Origin of the sequence: Bradyrhizobium sp. U531, from assembly GCF_051710265.1 — a bacterium.
In the GTDB taxonomy this organism is placed as follows: Bacteria; Pseudomonadota; Alphaproteobacteria; order Rhizobiales; family Xanthobacteraceae; genus Bradyrhizobium.
In genome coordinates, this window is record NZ_JASVEN010000001.1 from 1,219,373 (window position 1) to 1,240,264 (window position 20,892).

Annotated in this window: 17 protein-coding genes and 1 tRNA gene; 6 read left to right on the forward strand and 12 right to left on the reverse strand. The window is 65.1% G+C overall.

All coding sequences use genetic code 11. From position 1 onward, the window contains the following. Both QRQ56_RS06085 and QRQ56_RS06090 read right to left on the reverse strand, forming a co-directional pair. Positions 1–387, reverse strand: coding sequence for a hypothetical protein (locus tag QRQ56_RS06085; protein WP_438738350.1), 387 nt, complete (start codon positions 385–387; stop codon positions 1–3). 52 nt (positions 388–439) lie between these two features. After that, positions 440–679 carry a hypothetical protein gene (locus QRQ56_RS06090; protein WP_438738351.1) on the reverse strand — a complete coding sequence of 80 codons (240 nt, stop codon included), beginning with the start codon at positions 677–679 and terminating at the stop codon, positions 440–442. 798 nt (positions 680–1,477) lie between these two features. Here QRQ56_RS06090 and QRQ56_RS06095 point away from each other — a divergent pair. The 4 genes from QRQ56_RS06095 (at position 1,478) to QRQ56_RS06110 (ending at position 9,406) form a co-directional block, all read left to right on the forward strand. After that, a complete protein-coding gene (locus QRQ56_RS06095) occupies positions 1,478–4,579 on the forward strand; it encodes a DEAD/DEAH box helicase (RefSeq protein WP_438740088.1) in 3,102 nt (1,033 codons plus the stop codon). 454 nt (positions 4,580–5,033) lie between these two features. Beyond that, complete coding sequence (locus QRQ56_RS06100; protein ID WP_438738353.1) at positions 5,034–5,723, forward strand: hypothetical protein; 690 nt, start codon at positions 5,034–5,036, stop codon at positions 5,721–5,723. A gap of 67 nt (positions 5,724–5,790) precedes the next feature. Continuing rightward, positions 5,791–5,922: a hypothetical protein gene (locus tag QRQ56_RS06105; protein WP_438738354.1), complete on the forward strand. Its 132-nt coding sequence runs from the start codon at positions 5,791–5,793 to the stop codon at positions 5,920–5,922. Positions 5,923–6,334: 412 nt separating this feature from the next. After that, positions 6,335–9,406 carry a S8 family serine peptidase gene (locus tag QRQ56_RS06110; protein WP_438738356.1) on the forward strand — a complete coding sequence of 1,024 codons (3,072 nt, stop codon included), beginning with the start codon at positions 6,335–6,337 and terminating at the stop codon, positions 9,404–9,406. A gap of 98 nt (positions 9,407–9,504) precedes the next feature. Here the strand turns inward: QRQ56_RS06110 and QRQ56_RS06115 are convergent, their stop codons facing one another. The 3 genes from QRQ56_RS06115 to QRQ56_RS06125 form a co-directional block, all read right to left on the reverse strand. Beyond that, entirely contained in the window at positions 9,505–9,675 is a 171-nt protein-coding gene (locus QRQ56_RS06115; protein ID WP_198964218.1) for a hypothetical protein, read from the reverse strand. 135 nt (positions 9,676–9,810) lie between these two features. Next, positions 9,811–10,041 carry a type II toxin-antitoxin system HicB family antitoxin gene (locus tag QRQ56_RS06120; RefSeq protein ID WP_438738358.1) on the reverse strand — a complete coding sequence of 77 codons (231 nt, stop codon included), beginning with the start codon at positions 10,039–10,041 and terminating at the stop codon, positions 9,811–9,813. A gap of 913 nt (positions 10,042–10,954) precedes the next feature. Then, a complete protein-coding gene (locus QRQ56_RS06125; RefSeq protein ID WP_097662292.1) occupies positions 10,955–11,350 on the reverse strand; it encodes a response regulator in 396 nt (131 codons plus the stop codon). A gap of 423 nt (positions 11,351–11,773) precedes the next feature. Here QRQ56_RS06125 and QRQ56_RS06130 point away from each other — a divergent pair, with 423 nt between their 5' ends. Further along, positions 11,774–12,292, forward strand: a complete 519-nt coding sequence (locus QRQ56_RS06130; RefSeq protein ID WP_438738360.1) for a protein phosphatase CheZ — start codon at positions 11,774–11,776, stop codon at positions 12,290–12,292. Between the two features lie 116 nt (positions 12,293–12,408). On the opposite strand, the gene QRQ56_RS06135 is transcribed toward QRQ56_RS06130, so the two are convergent. The 3 genes from QRQ56_RS06135 to QRQ56_RS06145 form a co-directional block, all read right to left on the reverse strand. Next, a tRNA-Lys gene (locus QRQ56_RS06135) sits at positions 12,409–12,484 on the reverse strand. A gap of 307 nt (positions 12,485–12,791) precedes the next feature. Continuing rightward, positions 12,792–15,458, reverse strand: a complete 2,667-nt coding sequence (locus QRQ56_RS06140; protein ID WP_438738361.1) for a glycosyltransferase — start codon at positions 15,456–15,458, stop codon at positions 12,792–12,794. Positions 15,459–15,690: 232 nt separating this feature from the next. Further along, complete coding sequence (locus QRQ56_RS06145; protein ID WP_438738363.1) at positions 15,691–16,281, reverse strand: beta-1-3, beta-1-6-glucan biosynthesis protein; 591 nt, start codon at positions 16,279–16,281, stop codon at positions 15,691–15,693. Between the two features lie 329 nt (positions 16,282–16,610). On the opposite strand from QRQ56_RS06145, the gene QRQ56_RS06150 reads away from it, so the two are divergent. Beyond that, positions 16,611–18,170, forward strand: a complete 1,560-nt coding sequence (locus QRQ56_RS06150; protein WP_438738365.1) for a beta-(1-6) glucans synthase — start codon at positions 16,611–16,613, stop codon at positions 18,168–18,170. Here the strand turns inward: QRQ56_RS06150 and QRQ56_RS06155 are convergent. The 4 genes from QRQ56_RS06155 to QRQ56_RS06170 all read right to left on the reverse strand — a co-directional run bounded on the left by QRQ56_RS06155 (position 18,130) and on the right by QRQ56_RS06170 (position 20,827). Then, positions 18,130–18,510, reverse strand: coding sequence for a hypothetical protein (locus QRQ56_RS06155; protein ID WP_438738366.1), 381 nt, complete (start codon positions 18,508–18,510; stop codon positions 18,130–18,132). The two genes, QRQ56_RS06150 and QRQ56_RS06155, sit on opposite strands and share 41 nt — an antisense overlap. Before the next feature lie 72 nt (positions 18,511–18,582). Further along, complete coding sequence (locus tag QRQ56_RS06160; protein ID WP_438738368.1) at positions 18,583–18,744, reverse strand: hypothetical protein; 162 nt, start codon at positions 18,742–18,744, stop codon at positions 18,583–18,585. 99 nt (positions 18,745–18,843) lie between these two features. Continuing rightward, positions 18,844–19,284: an MgtC/SapB family protein gene (locus QRQ56_RS06165; RefSeq protein WP_438738370.1), complete on the reverse strand. Its 441-nt coding sequence runs from the start codon at positions 19,282–19,284 to the stop codon at positions 18,844–18,846. Positions 19,285–19,420: 136 nt separating this feature from the next. Continuing rightward, a complete protein-coding gene (locus QRQ56_RS06170; RefSeq protein WP_438738372.1) occupies positions 19,421–20,827 on the reverse strand; it encodes a hypothetical protein in 1,407 nt (468 codons plus the stop codon). Positions 20,828–20,892: the final 65 nt, after the last annotated feature.

Sequence of the window (20,892 nt, forward strand, 5' to 3'; positions counted from 1 at the left end):
CTAGTCCTCGCGTTCCGCCGCTCGCGTCCGCCCCGCAAACCTGCGCGACTGGGCCTGTGCTTCGGGCGCCGCACGCTTCGCGGCCTCGAGCTCGCGCATCTGCTTGCGGACCGTGCGCGCACTGCGCATCGCGCGCTTGATGAACGGATGCTGGGAGTCCTCGGCGAAGAACAGCACCACTTCGCAACTCGGACACTGCCTGGAATAGCCGTCCTGCAGGCGCCCCGCGCGATCGCGGAACACGCCCTTGCACCGGGTGCATTGAACCTGAACCGAACTCATGCGCGGACAACAATGACTTTGAAAATGGATCCGCAGCTCATCCCAAATGTCTGAAGAAAGCTTGAAGGCCCGGGCGGCCGGATGTCGCACGAGGTGCGCGGCCAAGCGTCATCGGCCGGCCGTGCCGGGCGGTGGAACACCCCGTTGCAGACGGCCGCTATTGCTTGGCGGCCATCGCGTCCAGGCACTGGTTGAGGAACGCGGTGCGATCCCTCGGCAGCACCTTCTCGAGATCTGCTTTCAGCGCGCATTCGCGCTGGCGCAATTGCTCGGCCCGGCGCTTCTCGGCGGCCTCGCGGTATTCGGGAGCAACCTTGTTCGGATCGACCAGCGGCTGTGAGCGGGCGGGCGCCGTCGCCAGCAGGGCGATGGCGGCGATGAAAATGAATGGTTTCAAATGAGCCTCCGTAAAAACGCCATCGTAGCGCGCGCCACGTGCGGGCTCAAAGGCGGAATGCGGTATCCCACTCCAGTCTGCCGGCCCCCGCGGGTCGCCCGAGCGCTATCGGTCGAAACGGTTTGGAACGACTTTGCTCGGCTGGCGTCGAATCCCGGCTCCCGGCCCGTCCCAAGCCCCAAAGCCCCCGGGCCGCGAGAAAACCTTCCCCACAAAGGTTGGCGACCTCGGTAAGCCCGAGGTCGTTTGCTTTCAAGGCATGTGAACCAGTTCACAAGCGCGCGGTGAAATCGCTGCTATGAAGACGTCATTGCTTAACCAATTCATTTTGAACGAAACGCCCCAGCGTGGCTCCAAGCGCTGGGGTTTTTCGTGTCTTCTGGCGCGCCGTGTGTTCACGACCGCGCCAGGCGCCGCATCGACAGGCGCAGGGGCCGCGCCGCCTTAGTTCCGGTCCATGGGTCGATCAAAACGCCCCCGGTAGCGGGATCGCAGCGCTGTGCCGAACGTTGCCAGCAGGCGTGCGTTCACAGACCAAATCCCATATGCATGGCGCGAAGTCGCCGAATCGGAATGAGGGCGGCTGGCGTTCGGTTGACGACGGTTTACGACCAGAAACGGATTCACGTGAGGCAGACCAAGAAGGCGCGGGTGGCCAAGGCCCTTCCGAAGAAGAAGCTCCCGAAGAAGGCGCCCCCGAAGAAAACGCCGCCGAAGAAGGCGTTGCCAAAAGAGACGTCGACCAGGACGAGCAAAGGGGCACAGCGCGGCGCGATCTCCTCGTCCTCGCCGCTCGGTGTGCTGGCTCTGCATCTGCTTGCGCAATGGAAAGAGTCCGGGCGCAGCGGCCTGGTTTTTCTGGCCGAGAACGAGAACAGGGCGGAGCGGCTGGGCAGCGTCATCCACGCGCTCGACGCGTCCTGCGAGGTCCTGGTGTTTCCGCGCTTGAACACCTTGCCGTTCGATCAGCTCGAGCCCTCGCACGAGCTGGCGGGGCGCCGGGCCTCCGTGCTGAGGCGCCTTGCAAAATCCAAGAAGCCCGTCTTCCTCGTCTCGACCGCGGAAGCCGTGATGGAGCGCCTGCCGCCGCCGGCCAGCCTGTCGCGGCTGAGCCTGAGCTTGAAGGTGGGCGGCGCATTCTCCGAGCGCGAGCTCGAGACGCGCCTCGAGGCCCTCGGATACGATCTCGACGACGAGCCGGACTATCCCGGCGGCGCGCTGTTTCATGGCCAGACCTTCGAGATATTTCCCGCGGGCGCGCTGGGGCCGTTCCGGATCGAACATTCGGAGCGCGCGATCGAGCGCATCGTGGCGTTCGATCCGAACGAACACAACATCATCTTCGAGACCAAGGAGCTTCTCGTCGATCCCATGTCGGAGCGGCTTGGCCTCGCCGCCAAGCGCGGCAAGCGCGCGACGCTCTTCGACTATTGCGGGCGCGCCAAATGGGTCGCCGATGCGGGGGTCCGTGTGCACGCCGACGTTTGGCTCGACACGATCGAGGAAGCCGCGCCGCGCGGGGAGCGTGAGCGCGAATATCTCGGACGGCGTGACTGGAAGCAGCTCTCCAAAGGCATGAAGGTGCTGCCGCGCGCCTCGTCCTTCCAGACCATTCCGGAGTTTTCCAAGCTGACGTCCGCCCGGAAAGCGCTGCGGGCCTTCGTCGAGGAAACGCGCCGTGCCGGATCGCGGCTGGTTCTCGTCGCCGCGCAGGAGGAAGATCTGCGCGTGATGGAACGCATGAGCGGCGTCAAGGCGCAGCGCTGCGAGGACTGGGACGAAGCGGCGCGGGGACGCGGCGGCGAGGCGGCGCTGCTGGCCGATTTCGACGCAGGCTTCGTCGTGCCGGGCAAGAAGCCGCTCGTCGTCGTCACGGCGTCCGATGTGCTCGGCAGCCGCGCGCACCATCCGCAGCCGATGGCGCGCGCCTGGAGCGCGGCCTTCGACCATGCCGACGTGCCCGAGCAGGGCACGGTGGTGATCCATCTCCAGCGCGGCCTCGGCGTGCTCGACGGCTTGCAGAGCGTGAACACCGGCAGCGGCCTGCGGGAGTTGATCCGCCTGAAATTCGCCGGCGACAATGCGGTGCTGGTGCCGCCCTCCGATCTCGCCATGATGTGGCCTTACGCGGCCGAGCTCGGCAAGCTTTCGCTCGACAAGGCGGACGGCAGCACATGGTGGGCGCGCCGGACCGAAGCCGAGCGCGAGATCCAGATCGCCGGCAAGGCGCTGGCCAAGCACATCAGCCAGCGCCGCAAGCGACGCGGCGAAAAGCTGGTGCCGCCGGGATCGGCCTACGAGAAGTTCGTCGCGCGTTTCCCGTACTTCACGACGATCGACCAGGCCAAGGCGATCCGCGACGTGCTGGACGATCTCGCCTCCGGCCATCCCATGGACCGGGTGATCTGCGGCGACGTCGGCTTCGGCAAGACCGAGGTGGCGCTGCGGGCGGCGGCCGCCGTGGTGCTGTCGGGCAAGCAGGTGGCGATCGCGGTGCCGACGACGGTGCTGGCCAGGCAGCATGTCGCGACTTTCCAGAAGCGCTTTGCGCCATTCGGCATCGAGGTCGGCAATTTGTCGCGCGCGACCTCCGGCGCAGCGCTGCGGGAGACCAAGGAGGGACTGCGCAGCGGCCGGATCAAGGTCGTGGTCGGCACGCAGGCGCTCACGGCCAAGGACGTGAAGTTCGACGATCTCGGCCTCGTCATCATCGACGAGGAGCAGCATTTCGGCGCGGCCGAGAAGGCCAAGCTCGCGGGCCTCGCCAAGAACGTCCACGTGCTGATGATGAGCGCGACGCCGATCCCGCGCACGCTCGCCGCCGGCCTTGCCGGCTTCCGCGACCTCAGCGTGATCGCCTCGCCCCCGGTACACCGGCTGCCGGTCGCGACGCGCATTGCGCCGTTGTCGGATGCGGCCATCGCCTCGGCGCTGCTGCGCGAGCAGCGCCGCCACGGCCAGAGTTTTCTGATCTGCCCGCGCATCCAGGATCTCGATCCGATGCTGGCGCGGGTGCAGGCGGTGGCCGGCGACCTGCGTATCGTCTGCCTGCACGGCAGATTGGCGGCCGACGAGATCGACGACCGCATGATGAGCTTCGTCGAGGGCAGGGCGGACGTGCTGCTCGCGACCAACATCGTCGAGAGCGGCCTCGACATCCCCCGCGCCAACACCATCGTGGTGTGCTGGCCGGAGAAGTTCGGACTCGCCCAGCTGCATCAGCTGCGCGGCCGCGTCGGCCGTGGCGGCATCCGTGCCTTCGCCCATCTGTTGACCGAGACGGCGTCCGGACAATCCGAGAAGCGGCTCGCCGTGCTCGAGGAGTTCAGCAAGCCCGGCGCCGGCTTTGCCATCAGCGAGCGCGACCTCGATCTCAGAGGCGCAGGCGACCTGTTCTCCGAGGAGCAATCCGGCCACGTCCATGTGTTCGGGCCCGTGCTCTACAGCCATCTGCTGAAGATGGCCTCGGAGAAGCTCGACGAGGGGCAGGCGGTGTGGGTGCCCGACCTGAACCTGCCGGTCGCGGACATGCTGCCCGAGACCTATGTGCAGTCCGAGCCGGTGCGCCTCGAGCTCTATGCGCGCGCAGCGCGCTGCACGGACGAGGACGACCTCGAAGACCTCGAGGAGGAAACCTCCCGTCGCTTCGGCCCGCTGCCGAAGGTCGCGCGCGACTTCTTCGCCGCGGCCAGGCTCAGGCTCGAATGCAAGCGAAGAGGGATCATTCGCCTCGACGTCGGCCCCGAGGCGGCCGCCGCGACGTTCCTGCCCGGACGCTTGCGGAAATCGCGGGGACGGTCATTGCAGCGCGACGGCGATCGCATCGTCTATCACGCCAAGATGCAGGACGCGCCGTTCGCGCGCGTCGAGGAACTGTTGGAGCTGCTGGACGAAGGCTAGGGCCTAAGGCAAAACTTGCGAAAACAACCCCATGCACAGTAGCTAAGTGCCGCTGGCGTCAGGTGTTTTGAATCCGGCGAAAACGCGAATTTGCGCCGTCGGGCAAAACAGCGGCATGATGCGATCTTCGAAAAGCCGCTGTCGAGGGCGCTAACCCAGGAAGGGCCGCCCTAGGGTGGGCAAAGGCGCGAAGCGCGGTGCCCACGATCTTTCCGATCCGGCGAAAGACACGTGGGCACGCTTTGCTTTGCCCACCCTGCAGCAGCCCCCGTGTGCGCCTCTGCTCTTCGCTCCGCCCCCCCGTAATCGGCCCGGGGGCGACGGGCGCGGGCGCTAACGTGGAATTAATCCAAAATGCTCACAATTTTAGGCAGTTGTGTAAGGGTGCTGCGTACAAGGACTCGTCGCGAGGACGTTCCAGGGGCGGCTGCCTGTTGCTCGCTCATTGGGGTTCATGCACGTGACCACGACATTGGAAACGGCAAACTTCGCCGAAGAACTCGACGCAGTCGCACTGGCCGACGCCGCGTCAGCGCATGAATCCGACACGCTCGAGGCTCCGGAGCCGGTCAAGCGGTCCAGCCGCAAATCGATCCTGGCCTTTTCGGTTTGTGCTCTCGCCATTAACGGCGCGGCGGCCATCTATACGTCGCCAACCGATTTTTCGTCGCTGAACGTTAGCCGATTGGCCGAGATGCTTCCGCGTCTGGAGGCGTCCGAGCCAAAGCCGGATCCCGTCGTCGCTGCGTTGAAGGACATTCAGGCAGCCCAGCAGCAACACACCGCGATGCTGCAGCAGAACAATCAGGCGTCGGATCAGAACTCGGTCTTGCTGCAGCAGGATTCAATGCTGCTGCTGTCGCTGCGGCAGAGCATCACCGACGAGCGGGTCGACGTGAAGAAGATCTCATCGCAACTGTCGACGCTGATGGCCAAGATCGATGCGCTGCAAAGCACGATGACGATGTCGGATGTCACGTCCTCAGTTCGAAAAGCGCATGCGCGCTACGGGCTATCCGTCGCGATGCGCAAGCGAATGGTCCGGGAGTCCAAACCTCTGGGACCGGTGGGACCGCTGGGGCCTGTTTCGGTCGGCGGCGCTCCGCTGAGCGTGCCGGCTGCGACGTCCGCTCCTGAGAGCTGAGGCGTGAGCCCGACTGCCTCTCGACAGTGAGGCAGGTCATCACATTTGAACGTCACCTGAGATCGTGATGTTCGGGCTCGTCCCGCTCGCGCGGCCGAAGCCGCTTCGGCGCGGCGAAGGCCCGGGCATTCACGTTGCCTGTGCCGCATGCACGCGCATCTTCGTCAGCGACGAACGGCTTAATCGCACGCTGCGATGACCTGCGATCAATCCATTCGCGATCGCCAATCGGCGTCGGATCGTGTGACCTCCGCGGGTCCCCGCGGCTGCGGACTGCGCCGCTTTTTGTACATCAATCGCCGTTGATCGTTGCCGGCGATGTCCCTGTATTGCGGCAAATAGGAATGGCGTAAGGGAACTGGCGAAGGATCTCGCTCAGTCTCCAGAGGCATGGCCGCGATCGGACACGATCTGCCGCATGGTTCTGCCTGTACGAGCCCTTCACGTTTAGCACGTTGCACGCGCATTCACGCGCTGCGACGGGCGCCATCTATTGCCGGTCGCCAGGCAGGAGGGGTCCCCCCACTCCTGCCTGGTAACCCCCGGGATATTTTCGATCACGCAGTGATGGAACGTTGAACAGTGCCTCGCCAAATTAGGAATGACTTTCGATGGTGAAGAAGATTAGCCGGCACGATGCCCCGCGCTGGCGCACCGCATTGCCCGCCGCCGCATTGACGCTTTTCCCCGCCGTGGCGACGACGCCCGCCGCCGCGCAATCGGCGGCGTCATTTCAGACGCCGGAATATTTCGCCTCGGGTGCTCTCAGCCAGATCAACGCGGCTGCGGCCTATGCCGCGGGCTTTACCGGCAAGGGCGTGACGGTGGGGGTCGTCGATTCCGGCATCGATCTCCGGAACGCCGAATTTACGACGGCGGGTAAGTTCGCGGGCGGCGTGCGCTTCACCACCGCATTCAATCCGTCCGCGACCGACGCGAGTGCATATACGATGATGCCAGCGGGCCAGAACAGCGATTCCGACACGACCGGCAGCCACGGCAGCATCGTTTCCAGCCTGATCGCCGGCGCGCGCAACGGCTCCGGCATGCATGGCTCGGCCTTCGACGCGAGCCTCTATGTCGCGGCGATCAACACCAACGGCGGCCCTCCCGGCACCTTCGATGAGCAGCTCGGCATAGCGGTGACCGGTCTCGTCGACGAGGGCGTCAAGATCATCAATCTCAGCCTCGGCAACAACAATTGCGCGACGGGCACCAACTCGGCGCAGAACGGCGGCGCCAAGTGCAACGTCGACGACTACACGCCGGCGGCTGCCGTGGCCGAGCTTCCGAAGTTTGCAGCCGCGGCACAAACGGCTGTGGCCAACGGCGCGCTCCTGATTTTCGCCACGGGCAATGAAAAGCAGCCGTCGCCGGATATCCTCGCCGGCATGCCGAAAGTCGTCAGCGGGATCCAGAACGGCTGGCTCGCCGTCGGCGCGGTCGATGCCAACAACGTCACGACGTCGTACAGCAACAATTGCGGATCGGCGGCGGCCTGGTGTCTCGTTGCTCCCGGCGATCTCACCGGCGCGACGACGGTCGGCACCGGCAATCTCGCCGGAAGCACGCTCGCCAGCGCCAATGGCGCGAACTACAGCTCGGGTTCCGGCACGTCCTATGCCGCACCGACGGTTGCCGGCGTTGCCGCGCTGGTCAAGCAGGCCTATTCCTGGTTCACCAATTACGACCTGCAGCAAACACTGCTGACGACGGCGACGCCGCTCGGCACCCGCACCGCCGGCAGCATCACGCCGGACACGACCTATGGCTGGGGTCTCGTCAACGCGGGCGCGGCGGTGAAGGGCTACGGCGCCTTCGTCACCACCGCGACGCTCGATACGCGCGGCTACAGCTCGACCTTTGGCAACGACATCTTCGGGCCGGGCGGTCTCACCAAGACCGGCGCCGGCACGCTGACCCTGTCGGGCAACAGTACCTACACCGGTGCGACGACGGTTCTGGGCGGTGCGCTTGCCGTCACCGGCTCGATCGTCTCCCAGGTCACGGTGGAGCAGGGCGGCATCTTCGGCGGTTCGGGCCAGGTCGGCACGACGATCGTCAACGGCAGGCTCGGTCTCGGCACGCCGCAGACGCTGACCATCAACGGCGATCTCACCTTCGGCGCCACCGGCATGTACCTTGCCAGCGTTCATGGCGCGACCTCGGATCTCGTCAGGGTCACCGGCACGGCCGATCTCGCCGGTACGTTGAAGGCGCAGACGCTCGGCGGCTCCTATTCGTTCAGCACGCCCTATACGCTGCTGTCCGCGACCGGCGGCGTCAACGGCACCTTCGGCACCTTCGACCGCGCGCTGGTCGGTGCGGGCCTCGTGACCACCGTCACCTATACGGGCTCGCAAGTGCAGATGACGCTGACGCCGGGCCGGCTCGCCACGCTGTCGGAGAATCCGACCAAGGCGGTGACGCCAACCTCAACCACGACGACGTCGGGCGGCACGACGACGGTGACGACGGCCGTCACCACGACGACACCGGCCAACTCGGTGGCACGGACCGACAGGGACAAGGTGGCGGTGGCGATCGACAACGCAGCCGCCGCGGGCGCCAACATGAATCCGCTGTTCGCGCTCTATAACTCGACCGACGAGATGCTGGATTCCGAGCTCAACCAGCTGACCGGCGAAGTGCATTCGTCCGTCCAGAGGATGGGCGTTCAGGTCTCCGGCCAGTTCCTCGGCGCGATGACGGACATTCACGGCGAGGGACGCGATCCCTCCGCCAATCCGCAGCTCGCCTATGCCTCGATGTCGCGGCCGGCCGGCGTCGGCGCCATCGACAAGGCGATGGGTCCGGCGCGCGGCTTTGGCCCGACCTACAGCGTCTGGGGCGGCCCGGTCACCTCCTACCGGACGACCAGCGGCGATGCCGAAGTCGGCTCGGCCCGCTCCTCGACGCGCGCCACGCAATTCGTCAGCGGTGTCGACATCCGCTTCAGCCCGGCGACGATGATCGGCATTGCCGCGGCCGGCGGTTCGGCTTCGACCTCGCTCGGCAGCGGTCTCGGCTCGTCTTCCGCTAACGTGGCGCAGTTCGGCACCTATGGCACGACGCGGAGCGGCGCCCTGACGCTGACGGCGGCGACCGCCTTCTCCTGGATGGACGTGACGACGCATCGCGCGATCCCCGTTCTCGGGCTCACCGACGTGACCGGCCGCTACCGGCCGACGGTGTGGAGCGGACGCATCGAGGCGGCCTTCGAGGTGGCCCGTCTGGCCCGCGTCGCCTTCTCGCCCTATGCCGCCTTCGACGCGCACAGCATGCGCACGCCAGGCTTCAGTGAACAGGACGCCATCGCTGGCGGTGCTGCGGTCGGGGGCCTCACGGTCCAGGGCCAGACCGGCACGACCACGCGCTCGACCCTCGGCCTCGACGCCCGCGGCACCACGGAGTTCGGCGGGCTCGCTATGCAGGGTTTCGCGAGAGCGGGCTGGGCGCATTACTACACGCAGGCGACCCAGACCACGGCCTTCCTGACCGGCATCCCCGGTTCGGACTTCACCACCACGGGCGCCAAGTCCAAGCCCAACGCGGCCGCCGTCTCGCTCGGCCTCACGACCTGGTTCACTCCGAGCCTGACCTTGACGACGACCTTCGACGGCGAGTTCGCCGCAAACAGCCAGGCCTATACCGGCGCGGCGCGGGTGAAGCTGACGTTCTGACCGCAACCGTCACAGCGGCGCAGGATCGCGCCCGGGCCGCCTCTGCGGGGCTGTCCGGGCGTTGCCGCGTTGAGCAGGTTGGCTGAAGGGTGGCGGAGCTAGGCCGCTTGCTCCTCGAACGAGGTGTAGACGCGGCCTGCGGGGTCCACGACCTGCACGTCCCAGCAGCCGTCCTCGACCAGTTCCCTGGCCTTCTTGAGGGCTGCCGCCAGTGAAGGCCGCTTGAGGCTGACGACGCCAGCCGTGTCGAAACCGTTGATTTCAAACATGCCGCTCCTCCGATTTGGGGGAATCCTACACGTTTCAGGCGGGTTGTCAGCCGGGATTTTGGGGTGGGGCGGGGCGAGGGGGCTAGCCAGAACGCCTCGCTTATCGACAGGTACGCCCCGGCAGGTGCGATGGAATTAACCGGCCGCCGCGCGACGGAGGTGCGGGGGAACGGGGATCGGACGATCATCTTCCTCGGCCGCTTCGATCCAACATGCGATTGCATCCTGCACATTCTGCACCGCTTCGAACTCGGTCGCTCCGTCGGACATGCAGCCGGGAAGGTCGGGCACGGTCGCAACGAAGCCGCCGCCGTCTTCCTCCGACAACGGTTCGATGATGATCTTGTAGTGCGGACGCTCGCCCATACGGTCTCAATCTCGCAGGAAGGCTACCAGCTTCTTGATATATATCGGCTTAATCGGCCGTTTAAAAGGCACGGTCAGGATTTCAACCTTTCCGGGCTTCGAAATCTTGTAGTGCGAGCCTCCACCGCGTGGCGGGACGCATTTGGCGCCGTGAAGGGCGCAGATCGTCTCCACATCTTGGATGCGCCATCCAGACGGGTTGCGCTCCATATCGTCTAGAGTGGTACGGCCCACCGCATACCTCAGACCTTGAAAGAAGCGAGGCGGCCTGACTGCCCTTTCGCGAGTGAGGATCATCGCCGAGCTTTGCCGGGGTAGCAAGGCCGACGCTTGATCCCAGCTCACATCGCAGGCTGTGTGAGGGCGCTCCGACGATCAAGCGATTGAGCGCGCGATCACGGCCGATCCAGCCTCACCCCAGCGGGATGGTGTCCACCCGCAGACAGGGACGGCACTGGTAGGCATGCGCGCCGGGCAGCGTGAAGATGGCCGGCAGCGTGGCCAGGAAAGTCATCGGTCGTCTGCACGCGGTGCAGATCAAAACGGGCGGACTGTCCTTCGATACGCAAACCATCGCCAAAATGCCCAGGAGAGGTCAGGCACAATAGGAGCGCGCTGCGGGGAGTTCATCTCGGGGCGACTACTGGAGTCTATCGGAATCTGGCGGGCTCACTTGCGAGGAAGGGGCCGTTGCATGCGCGTTGACGAAGTCGGCGTCGCATGAACGGCACTTCGGATTTATTGAGCTCTAAATCCATGGCGCGCAAACGCACCGCCGAATAATACCAAGTCTGCGTAACGCGATTTGTTAGCGCTGCCCGGAAAAGCCGTTCAAGTCCTCAGCCGACGGCGGCTTGGAGTGAGCTTCCAGCTCCGGGAACGGCTCATGGAAGCGCATCCAGCATTGGCTGGACTAGACGCCTGCCATCTCGGGGAAGACCGCCTCGATCTTGGTTTTCAGCGTGGCGGCGTTGAACGGCTTGACGATATAGTTGTTCACGCCCGCCTTCTTGGCGGCAATGACGTTCTCGGTCTTCGATTCCGCCGTGATCATGATGAACGGCGTGGTGGCGAGATTGGTGTCGGCGCGGACCTCCCGCAGCAGGTCATAGCCGGTCATCGGCTCCATGTTCCAGTCCGAGATGACGAGGCCGTATTTCTTGGCGCGCATCTTGTTGAGTGCGGCCGATCCATCGCTGGCGTCGTCGACATTCTCGAAACCGAGCTGCTTGAGGAGATTTCGGATGATTCGGATCATGGTGCTGTAGTCGTCTACCACCAAGACAGGCATCGACAGATCAACTGCCATCTTGCTCTCCTACGCAACGAAAACGCACATTCGGGACAGATTGTTCAGGCCCCGGTCAGGCCGCTCCGAGGACTAGCATCGGCCCTTAAACAGGGCGTTAACTGCTGTATCGGGTCGCAATGCCAAGGGGTTAGGGCGCACCAGGCGCGCGGCGCTCCGCCGTGACCGTTTTGCCGCGATCGACAACGGTCTCGATTTCCAGCTCGCTCCTGGCCCCTCGTGCTCGAAAGGCGCATTGATCCGGAAACGGCTCTCTTTCGCAGAGGGGGGCGGCTTTACCGCTTATTTAACGCTCGCTTGCTTTGGTGGTCCACGAAAGTTGAACGCGCGAAAATGCGTCCACTCATTCGAAGCTTCCTTTCGAAGCCGCCATAGATTGCTGTGGCACACGAAGGGCAAGTCGCCACCGCCGGGGGATTTCTGATGATTACGTCGCAAGAAGAGACGGTGCTGAAAACGCATTTGGTCGAGATGTTCGGCCACATCAGCAGCATGCGGCGGGAATTCGCCGCTCTTCAAGGCAACAGCAAAGGCAGTTTCGCGACGATGGCAGACACCCTCGACGCGATCGTCGAGAATACGGAGGCAGCCGGGAACGCGATCCTCGAAAGCATGGAGGCGATCAGCGCCAGCGTGGCGAAGTTGCAGGGCGTCGACGAGCCGACTGTCGCAGCGGTATGCGGCGAGATCGTCGATAGCACGAACAACGTGTTCGAGGCCTGCGCGTTTCAGGATCTCACAGGTCAGCGGATCACGCGAGTCGTCAAGTCGCTGCAGTTCATTGAAGAGCACATCAACAGGCTGGTCCGGATGTGGGGAAAAGAGGAGCTGGCGCGGATGGCCGCGGAGCTTGCTGTTCCGAGCGCACCGAACTTGATGGAGGGTCCGAAGCGGCCGGGCGTGGCGATTTCCCAGGACGACATCGACAAGCTGTTCGCGTGAGCTGCAGCATCCTTCGAGCTGCGGCACTTTAACCCGGGCTACGCGAGCTCGTACGTCCTTTTTGTTCGTCTTCGCTCTTCGTACGGAAGCTCAACCCCGAAGATACTGTCAGTATTTGGTGAGCGCGCTGGGGCTCGAACCCAGGACCCCGTGATTAAAAGTCACGTGCTCTACCGGCTGAGCTACGCGCTCCCATGGCCGCTGATGGCTTCGAAGAGATCGCCATCGTGTTCGGACATTCGAGAAGCATGTCTTGCCGCTGCGCTTAGACTTGCGTCGCGGGGAAAACCGGCTGTTTCCGGATCATGCTTTCGGCTCGGGCTGTGTAGGGGGATGGGGCGCTGAGGTCAATAGCGGGCATAGCTGCCGAAAGTCGTGGCACGGGCGGGGATTTGCTCGCGTAATCCGCGGCTTAAACCGGGATTTTCAATTCGATTGGCGGGACGTCATCCACCTCGAAGACCGCGTGACTTCTGGTCACGAGGTCCGCAAGGTTCGATTACTTCGTCTCGCGCCGCACCTCGTTCGGCACGGGCTGCGGTGCGCCCACCGGCGGCAGGGCCACCGGGCGCAGGCCGATCAGCTCGGCGGTGCGGATCGCGCTGTCGTGCCAGAACTGGAACGAGTTGATCCGGCTCAGCTCGAGGATGGCGATCGCGACGGCAGCGAGGAACGGCAGGCTCTGCAGCACCAGCACGCCGGCGAAGATGTAGATCTCGGTGATCTGGCGGAAGCTGTTGGAGGCGATCAGGACGCCGGCGCCGACCAGGAGGAGGGTGCCGATCACGGCCTCCCAGAACGCCTGGAACTCGATCGACATGCGGCTGAGGCCGCCCTTGGAGGTACGGGCGAAGGCGATGTGCTCGGTGATGAGACCCTGCGCCACCGCGCGCGATACCGTCCACTGCACGCTCATCGCCGCGATCATGGCGCCCAGCATCTGGCCGGGCTTGATGGCGACACGGGCACGGTACATCGACAGGAAGTGCGCGAGCGAGACGACGAAGGCGCCGATGATCGGCAGCGTCAGGATCTTGTCGGGAATGGCGATGTCGGCGAAGGCGACGATCGGCACCCAGACGAGGTTGAGCAGCGCCACCACCACGCCGAGGCTTTCGGCACCCAGCCAGTTCAGCCAGCCGAGACCATATTCGCGCTTCTGGTCGGAGGTCAGCCGGCTCGCGCCGGGCAGGAAGCGGCGCCAGTGCTTCTTGACGATCTGCAGGCCGCCATAGGCCCAGCGGTGCCGCTGCTTCTTGAAGGCCTCGTAGGTGTCGGGCAGCAGGCCCGCGCCGTAGCGGGTGTTGGTGTAGTGGGTGGTCCAGCCGAGCTCCTGGATCGCGAGGCCGAGATCGGAATCCTCGCAAATCGTGTCGCTTGACCAGCCGCCGGCCATGTCCATCGCCGCGCGGCGGATCAGGCACATCGTGCCGTGCACGATGACGGCGTTGAGCTCGTTGCGCTGGACCATGCCGATGTCGAAGAAGCCGGCATATTCGCCGTTCATGATGTAGTGCATGATCGACAGATCGCCGTCGCGGTGCTCCTGCGGCGCCTGCACGAGGCCGACACGCGGATCGGCGAAAGCGGGCACGAGGTCCTTCAGCCAGTCGGGCTCGACGACATAGTCGGCATCGAGGATGCCGATGATCTCGGCATCGACAGCGGTGCGGTCCATCGCGATGCGCAGCGCGCCGGCCTTGAAGCCCTGCACCTTCTCGGCGTTGATGAACTTGAAGCGTTCACCGAGCGCGCGGCAATGGTCCTGGATCGGCTGCCAGAATGCGGGATCCGGCGTGTTGTTGATGATGACCACGCATTCGTAGTTCGGATAGTTCAGCCGCGACAGCGCATCCAGCGTCTGCTTGAGCATGTCGACCGGCTCGAAATAAGCGGGGATGTGGATCGATACCTTGGGGCAGTAAGCCTCGGGCACGTTCTCGACCGGCTTGTCCTTGGTGATCAGCCGCTGCGGCGGCCGGCCGAAGGCAACCGCCGCGATCTCGTCGATGCGCGCCATCGCGATGAGCACGAGGGGAACGAGCAGGATCATGCCGAGCGTCAACGCAAAGGCCGAGCCGAATATGAAATAGTGGCTGTTCCAGAACGCGAACACGGTCGCGGCCCAGGCGCCGACGCCGTTGGCGGTCGCCGACAACAGGAACGCCTGCTTCGCGGTGGCCTTTTCAATCCGCAGGATCGGCAACGACAGCAGCACGCCGACCAGGAGCGCGATGGCCATCAGCTTCCAATATTCGGGATTCTCGACCGGACCGGTCCAGGCGAATTTCGGCTCGCGGCTGGCGTTGAGGATGCCCCAATATGGACCGACGCCGCCTTCGAAGAACTTCCAGGGCTGATCGATGGCTTCGACGATGTTGTATTCCATGCCGATGGCTTCGGCGCGGCTGACGAAGTTGCGCAGGATCAGCGCCTGCTGGAACGGGCCCGGATCGGCGTTCCGCAAATTGTAGCCCTGGCTCGGCCAGCCGAACTCGGCGATCACGATGCGCTTGCCGGGGAACAGGTTGCGCAAGAGGTTGTAGCGGTCCACGGCCTGGTCCACGGCCTGGTCCGAGCGGAAGTTTTCCCAATAGGGCAGCACGTGGGCGGCGATGAAATCGACGCTGGAGCCGAGGTCGGGATTGTCGCGCCAGATGTTCCAGATCTCGCCGGTCGTGACGGGCACGCGGACGGAGCCCTTCACCTTCTTGATCATGTCGATGAGGTCTTCGACCTTCTGCTCGCCGCGGTAGATCACCTCGTTGCCGACGACGACGCCGACGACGTTGCTGTTCTTGCGGGCCAGCTCGATGGCGGCCTTGATCTCGCGCTCGTTGCGATCCTTGTCCTTGTCGATCCAGGCGCCGACCGTGACCTTGAGGCCGAACTCGGCTGCGATCGGCGGCACCAGTTCCACACCGCCCGTTGACGAATAGAGGCGGATGGCGCGCGTCATGGTCGACAGCGTCTTCAGGTCGGCGCGGATTTTCTCGACCGTGGGGATGTTGTCGATGTCGGGGTGAGCCGAGCCCTCGAACGGCGCGTAGGAAACGCTGGGCAGCAGACCTTTGAAGTCGGGCGCGGGTTCCTTGTCGCGCAAGACTCCCCACAGTCCTGCGTGGAGCGCGGACACGAGCAACAGAACGGCGGCGACAACGCGCATCGCGGCTAAACCAAAAGGGGCTGAGGTGGCAGGGAAGCGGATCCGACCCCGAGATCCGACCAAGTCCGCGGCAAAGGGAGCATATCTCTGCCGCGCGGTTTCTCAACTGTCATGGCCTCATGTCCTTATCAGGGCATGGGCCTTTTCTGCAGGACGCGCGGCAGTGCCAACCGCGTCTATGGCCGATCGTTCCTGAACGACAGCTGAAACGATCTGGGCTGTTCGACCCCGCCTATTTCTGGGGGGCCGGCGTCGGGCTGGCCGCCGGCGAGGGGCTGGCGGCGGGCTGCGGCTGGCCATTGTTGGCCGCCGGGGCGGCGGGCTGAGACGCCGCGGCGGCCGCCTGCTGCGGCTGTGCGGCCGGGTTGATCCAGCAGGCGTGCACGCGGCTGTCCAGGGTCTCGGCGACCTTGGGGTCGATCTGGCCGCCGAACCGGGTCAGGCAGCGGAACGCCGCCTGGATATGGCCGCCGGGGCAACCGAAGCGGTCATAGAGGTCGAGATGGCGGAACGCGGTATCGAGGTCATCCCGCCACATCAGCCGGACCACGCGCCGGCCGAGCCAGACGCATTCCGGGTTGCCGGCCGGGCCGTTGATGACCTGGGCGGCTTCGGCGAACTCGTCGGTGCGGCGCTGGTTCTGGGCGGCGTCCTTGGCGGCATCGGCGGGCTGGGCGGCGGCCTTGCCCTGGTCCGGGGCCGGCGTGCCGCTCTGGGCGGAGGCGCCACTGAAGCCGGCGAAAACGAGAAGGCAGGAAACCGCCAAGGTGGCGGCGAACTGCCGCAGGACCGCATTTCGTGACTCGAACACCCGTTGCCGCATGAATTCCCCAATGTATCCGCTGCCCGTCCGCGTCAGGATCCCGCGGACGCGCCGGTGATGGCGTCCAAATGGGTCTCCATTGCGGCGGAAAAGTCTTTCGGAGTCCATGGCCTGTATTTGGAATTTTGTCCAGCAAAGTCACGATGCTACGTCCCGGTCGAACCGCCGCAGCCCGATTCCTTTGGGGGAGGAGCGTCTCCTCACCAGAGCACCCCCTTGGCAGATGGCGTGCAAGCAGGTAATCGACGGACCCTTCGCGGAGGACGGAACCGATTTCTCTTCGTACGCCACTGGCGCTCTTGCTCGTTTCACTGGGTGCGATTGCTGCCGTGTGGTGGTGGTTGGCGACGCCGATCACGCTCGCGCGCGCCCCGATCGATCCCGCCGACAAGGTCCAATGCGTCTCCTACGCGCCGTTCCGCGGCGAGCAGACGCCGCTGGAGGCGTGGACCCATATCGAGGCCGAGCAGATCGAGCAGGACCTGCGCCAGCTCAAGGAGATCACCGACTGCGTCCGGACCTATTCGATGGAGAACGGGCTCGACCAAGTGCCGGCGATCGCCGCCAAGGTCGGCGGGCTGAAGGTGCTGCAGGGCATCTGGCTCTCCAGCAACCGCACCAAGAACTACGAGCAGGCCGGGCTTGCCATCCGCCTCGCCAAGCAATTTCCCGGAATCATCACCACGCTCATCGTCGGCAACGAGGTGCTGCTGCGCGGCGAGATGACGACGGCGGACCTCGTCTCCATCATCCGCCTGGTGAAGACCCAGGTCAGCGTGCCCGTCACCTATGCCGATGTCTGGGAGTACTGGCTCAAGAACCGCGAGGTCGCCGACGCCGTCGACTTCGTCACCATCCACATCCTGCCCTATTGGGAGGATTTTCCGGTCAAGGCGAAATTCGCGTCCTCTCATGTCGAGACGATCCGCGAGCGCATGGTGGTGGCGTTTCCCGGCAAGGAAATCCTGATCGGCGAGACCGGCTGGCCGAGCGAGGGGCGGATGCGCGACGGCGCGCTGCCGTCACGCACCAACCAGGCGCGGGTGGTCTCGGAAATCCTGGGCCTCGCCAAGTCGCAGAAGTTCCGCGTCAATCTGATCGAGTCCTACGACCAGCCCTGGAAGCGCAAGCTGGAGGGCACCGTCGGCGGCTATTGGGGCCTCTATGACTCGGTGCGCCGGAGCCTGAAATATCCGCCCGGCGAGCCGATCAGCAATTTTCCGTACTGGAAATGGTACATGGGCGCCGGCATGGCCCTGTCCGTGCTGGTGTTCGCGGTTGCCATCATCACGCTGCGCCGCCGGCCGTGGACGCCGCGCTTCTCGGCCTGGCTCGGTGTCGGAATCTCGGCGACGACGGCGGGGAGCCTGCTCGGGATCGGCGCCGACAAGATGTATTACGAGAGCTACGGCGTCGCCGGCTGGCTGCTCTGGGGCGCGCTGCTCCTGGCCGGCATCCTGTCGCCGATCTTCTGCGCGCAGGCCATGGTGATCGGCCGCAGCCTTCCGACCTTCCTCGATCTGCTCGGCCCGCGCGAGGGCCGCAAATGGTCGAAGCTCACCGCCGTGCTCGGCCTGACGCTGGCGGTGGCGGCGGTGATCGCGGCCGCGACCGCGCTCGGCTTCGTGTTCGACCCGCGCTACAAGGATTTCCCCTACGCCTCGCTGACGATGGCGGTGGTGCCGTTCGCAGCTCTGATGCTGAACCGGCCGCAGATCGGCCAGCGTCCGATCGCCGAATCCGTGTTCGCGGGCGTGCTGGCCCTGTCGGCGGTCTTTGTGCTGTTCAACGAAGGCCGCGACAATTGGCAGTCGCTGTGGACCTGCACGATCTATCTCTTGTTCGCGCTCACGCTGTGGCGGGCGCGGGCCGAGCAAACCCAAGAATGAACAGGCCGATCGCAAGGCCCGACAGCACGACGTTGTAGAGCACGATGCCGAGACCGGCGGCGACGATGCCGACGGTGAGCAGCACGATCGACGGCCGCATCAGGTTCAGCGTCGCCACCACGAGCGCGACGATCCCGAACACCGAATTCTTGAACAGCACGGTCGAGACCGCGCGGCCCTTGCAGAGCAGCGTCTGAAGCCCGGCGTCGCAGGCGAGCGCGGTCTGCGACAACTCGATCGCGAGGTAGCGCAGATAGAGCGCATATCCGACGGATGCGAAGCCGACGACGATCAGGAACTGCACCTGGTAGGGCGAGAGGCGGAAGGGCTTTTTTGTCATGGCGGCAATATGGTCGGGATGGCGGAACGGGGCAACAGGCGCGGGGCAAGTTTTTGTGCGGCCCGTGAGCGATTAACCCCGGGGGTGTGATGGCGCCTGCCGGTTCTGTTCTGCCAGCCGGCGCTCGTATCGTTCGGCGAGGCCCAGCAGCCGCTTCCTGATATGGGGATCCGCCTGGTCTGCCAATTCGCGGATCAACGCGAGTTGCTCCCGCAGAAAATTCGCGTCCGTCATCGCCGCTCCGAATCAAATCCGTCGCGGATACTGCCTGCTCGAGCGGACCTCTTCCGTATCATTTGGTACGGCAGGCGGACACGCCTAAGGCCGGCGCGGCTATTTCAATCCCAGACGACGTTCGACCCAGCCGAGAACGAACAGCACGAGCAGGGTGACGGCGATCGCAGCGCCGACGAGCAGCCAGGCGCCGAGCGCACACGCAATTCCAAGGCCCGCCGCGATCCAGACGGTCGCTGCCGTCGTGAGGCCATGCACCGTCTTCGCCTTGCTGTCATGCAGGATCACGCCGGCGCCGATGAAGCCGACGCCCGTCAGCACGCCGGCCACGACGCCCTGGATGACCCGCGAGATCGCATCCGGATGATCGCGCAGATTCTGGAACTCGATCACGGAGATCGACACCAACGCGGAGCCGAGCGCGACCAGGGCGAGGGTCCGCATGCCCACCGGCTTGTTGTTCATGTCGCGATCGATACCGATCAGCAGGCCTGTGCCCGCCGCGACGAGCAGCCTCAAGACATCATCAAGTTCGTGCATCGGATTCCGCGGGGTTCGGAGAGGCGCGCTGCCTGGAGCGCGCCGTCTGAGAACGCAGACCCGCTGCAAAAGTGCAGCGCAGGTCGCAGCGTCCGATCGCCGCATGCAAGCGGCTTTCGTCGGGGATGGCGGCGTCCTATCGCCTGAAGAAGGACGTCAGGGTCGATGCCGCCGAGGCGGTCTCCGGCTTGGCGGGTGCCGGCTGTGCCGCGGGCGCCGGCGCAGGCTCCTCGCGCCTCGACGAGCGCTTCGAGGAATAACCGCGGCGGCGCTTGTCCGGCTTCTCGGGCTTTGCGACGGGCGCGGTCTCGGCTTGCGGAGCCGCCTCCTGGTTCTTCTCGGAGTTCTTGTCCTGAATTCGGTCTTGGGACTTCTCCTGTCCCTTTTCCTGCCCGCTGCGCATCGACAGGCGCTGGCCGTCGAACACCGTGGTCTCGCAGTGACGATCGTTCTCGGCGAGGGTCGCGCAGAATTTTGCGGCAGCGGCGGCATTGACCAGCGGGCCGGCGCCGAGGCGAAGCTGCATGCCGAGCCCGGTGGTGCCTTCCTTGATCATGATGATCGGTCGCAGCGCCGCGACTTCCGGATTGGATTTGGTGACGCCGCGCCAGAGCGCGCGCAGGCCGTCGACCGAATTGGCGCCGCCGAGGTCGATCGCAAAGCGCGTCTGCTGAACCGCGATCGCAGGGGTTTCACTCTCGGTTGCTTCCGCCGGCTTGGTGGCTGCCATGACGGCTTCGGCCGGAGCGGGCGCAGGCTCCGCCTTCTTGTCGGCGGCCTTCTCGTTCGCCTCGGGCTGTACCAATTTCGATGCGGCCGGATCGGGCGGCGCCATGATCGACTTGGACGGCACCAGCGGAATGGTCGGCAACGACGAATTCATCGCCGTCGACTGTTGCACGAGGGAGGCGGCGGCAGCGGTCTGCGACGGCTGGCTCGCCGGCTCCTTCGCGGCTTCCTTCGGCACGTCCCTGGATGCTTCCTTTGACGTATCCTTGGACGTTTCTTTGGACGTTTCCTTTGACGCTTCCTTGGGCGCGTCCTTCGCAGCCTCGGTGCGCGGCTTGTCGGCGGTGGGCGTCGAGGCGACCGGCGCAACGGTGGGGACTGCGGGCGCGGCGTCCTGCGGCTTGCCGGCCTGCGGCGGCGAGGCGGTCTGCTTGGCGATGGTGCCGGTGACGGAATCGAGCCCTTGCTCCAGCACTGTGACGCGCGAATAGAGCCGGTCGCGATCGCCGTTCAGCGTCTCGATGGCGGCGGCGAGCCGGCGTGCCTCGTTCTGGCTGTCCTTGGTCAGCAGTTGAAGACGGTCTGCCTGGCGCGCGAGATCGGCGGAGGCGACCTGGTCACGCCGCCAGCCGAGCTGGGCCTGGTTGGCCATTACCGCGATCGTCACGGCGCCGACGGCCGCCACGCCCCACGAGCCCAGCCGCCACATCAAGCGGCGGTCGAGCGCGCTTTCCTCGGCCAAAAGTCCGGAGAACAGCCCGCCGGTCTCCTTGGTGCCGAAGGCATCCGCCAGTGGGTCGGAATCCTTTGCCATGAACGTTTAGTGCCCAGCCCCGAAGCTTCCCCGAATCAATCAAGGAACATTAACAGGAAAACCCC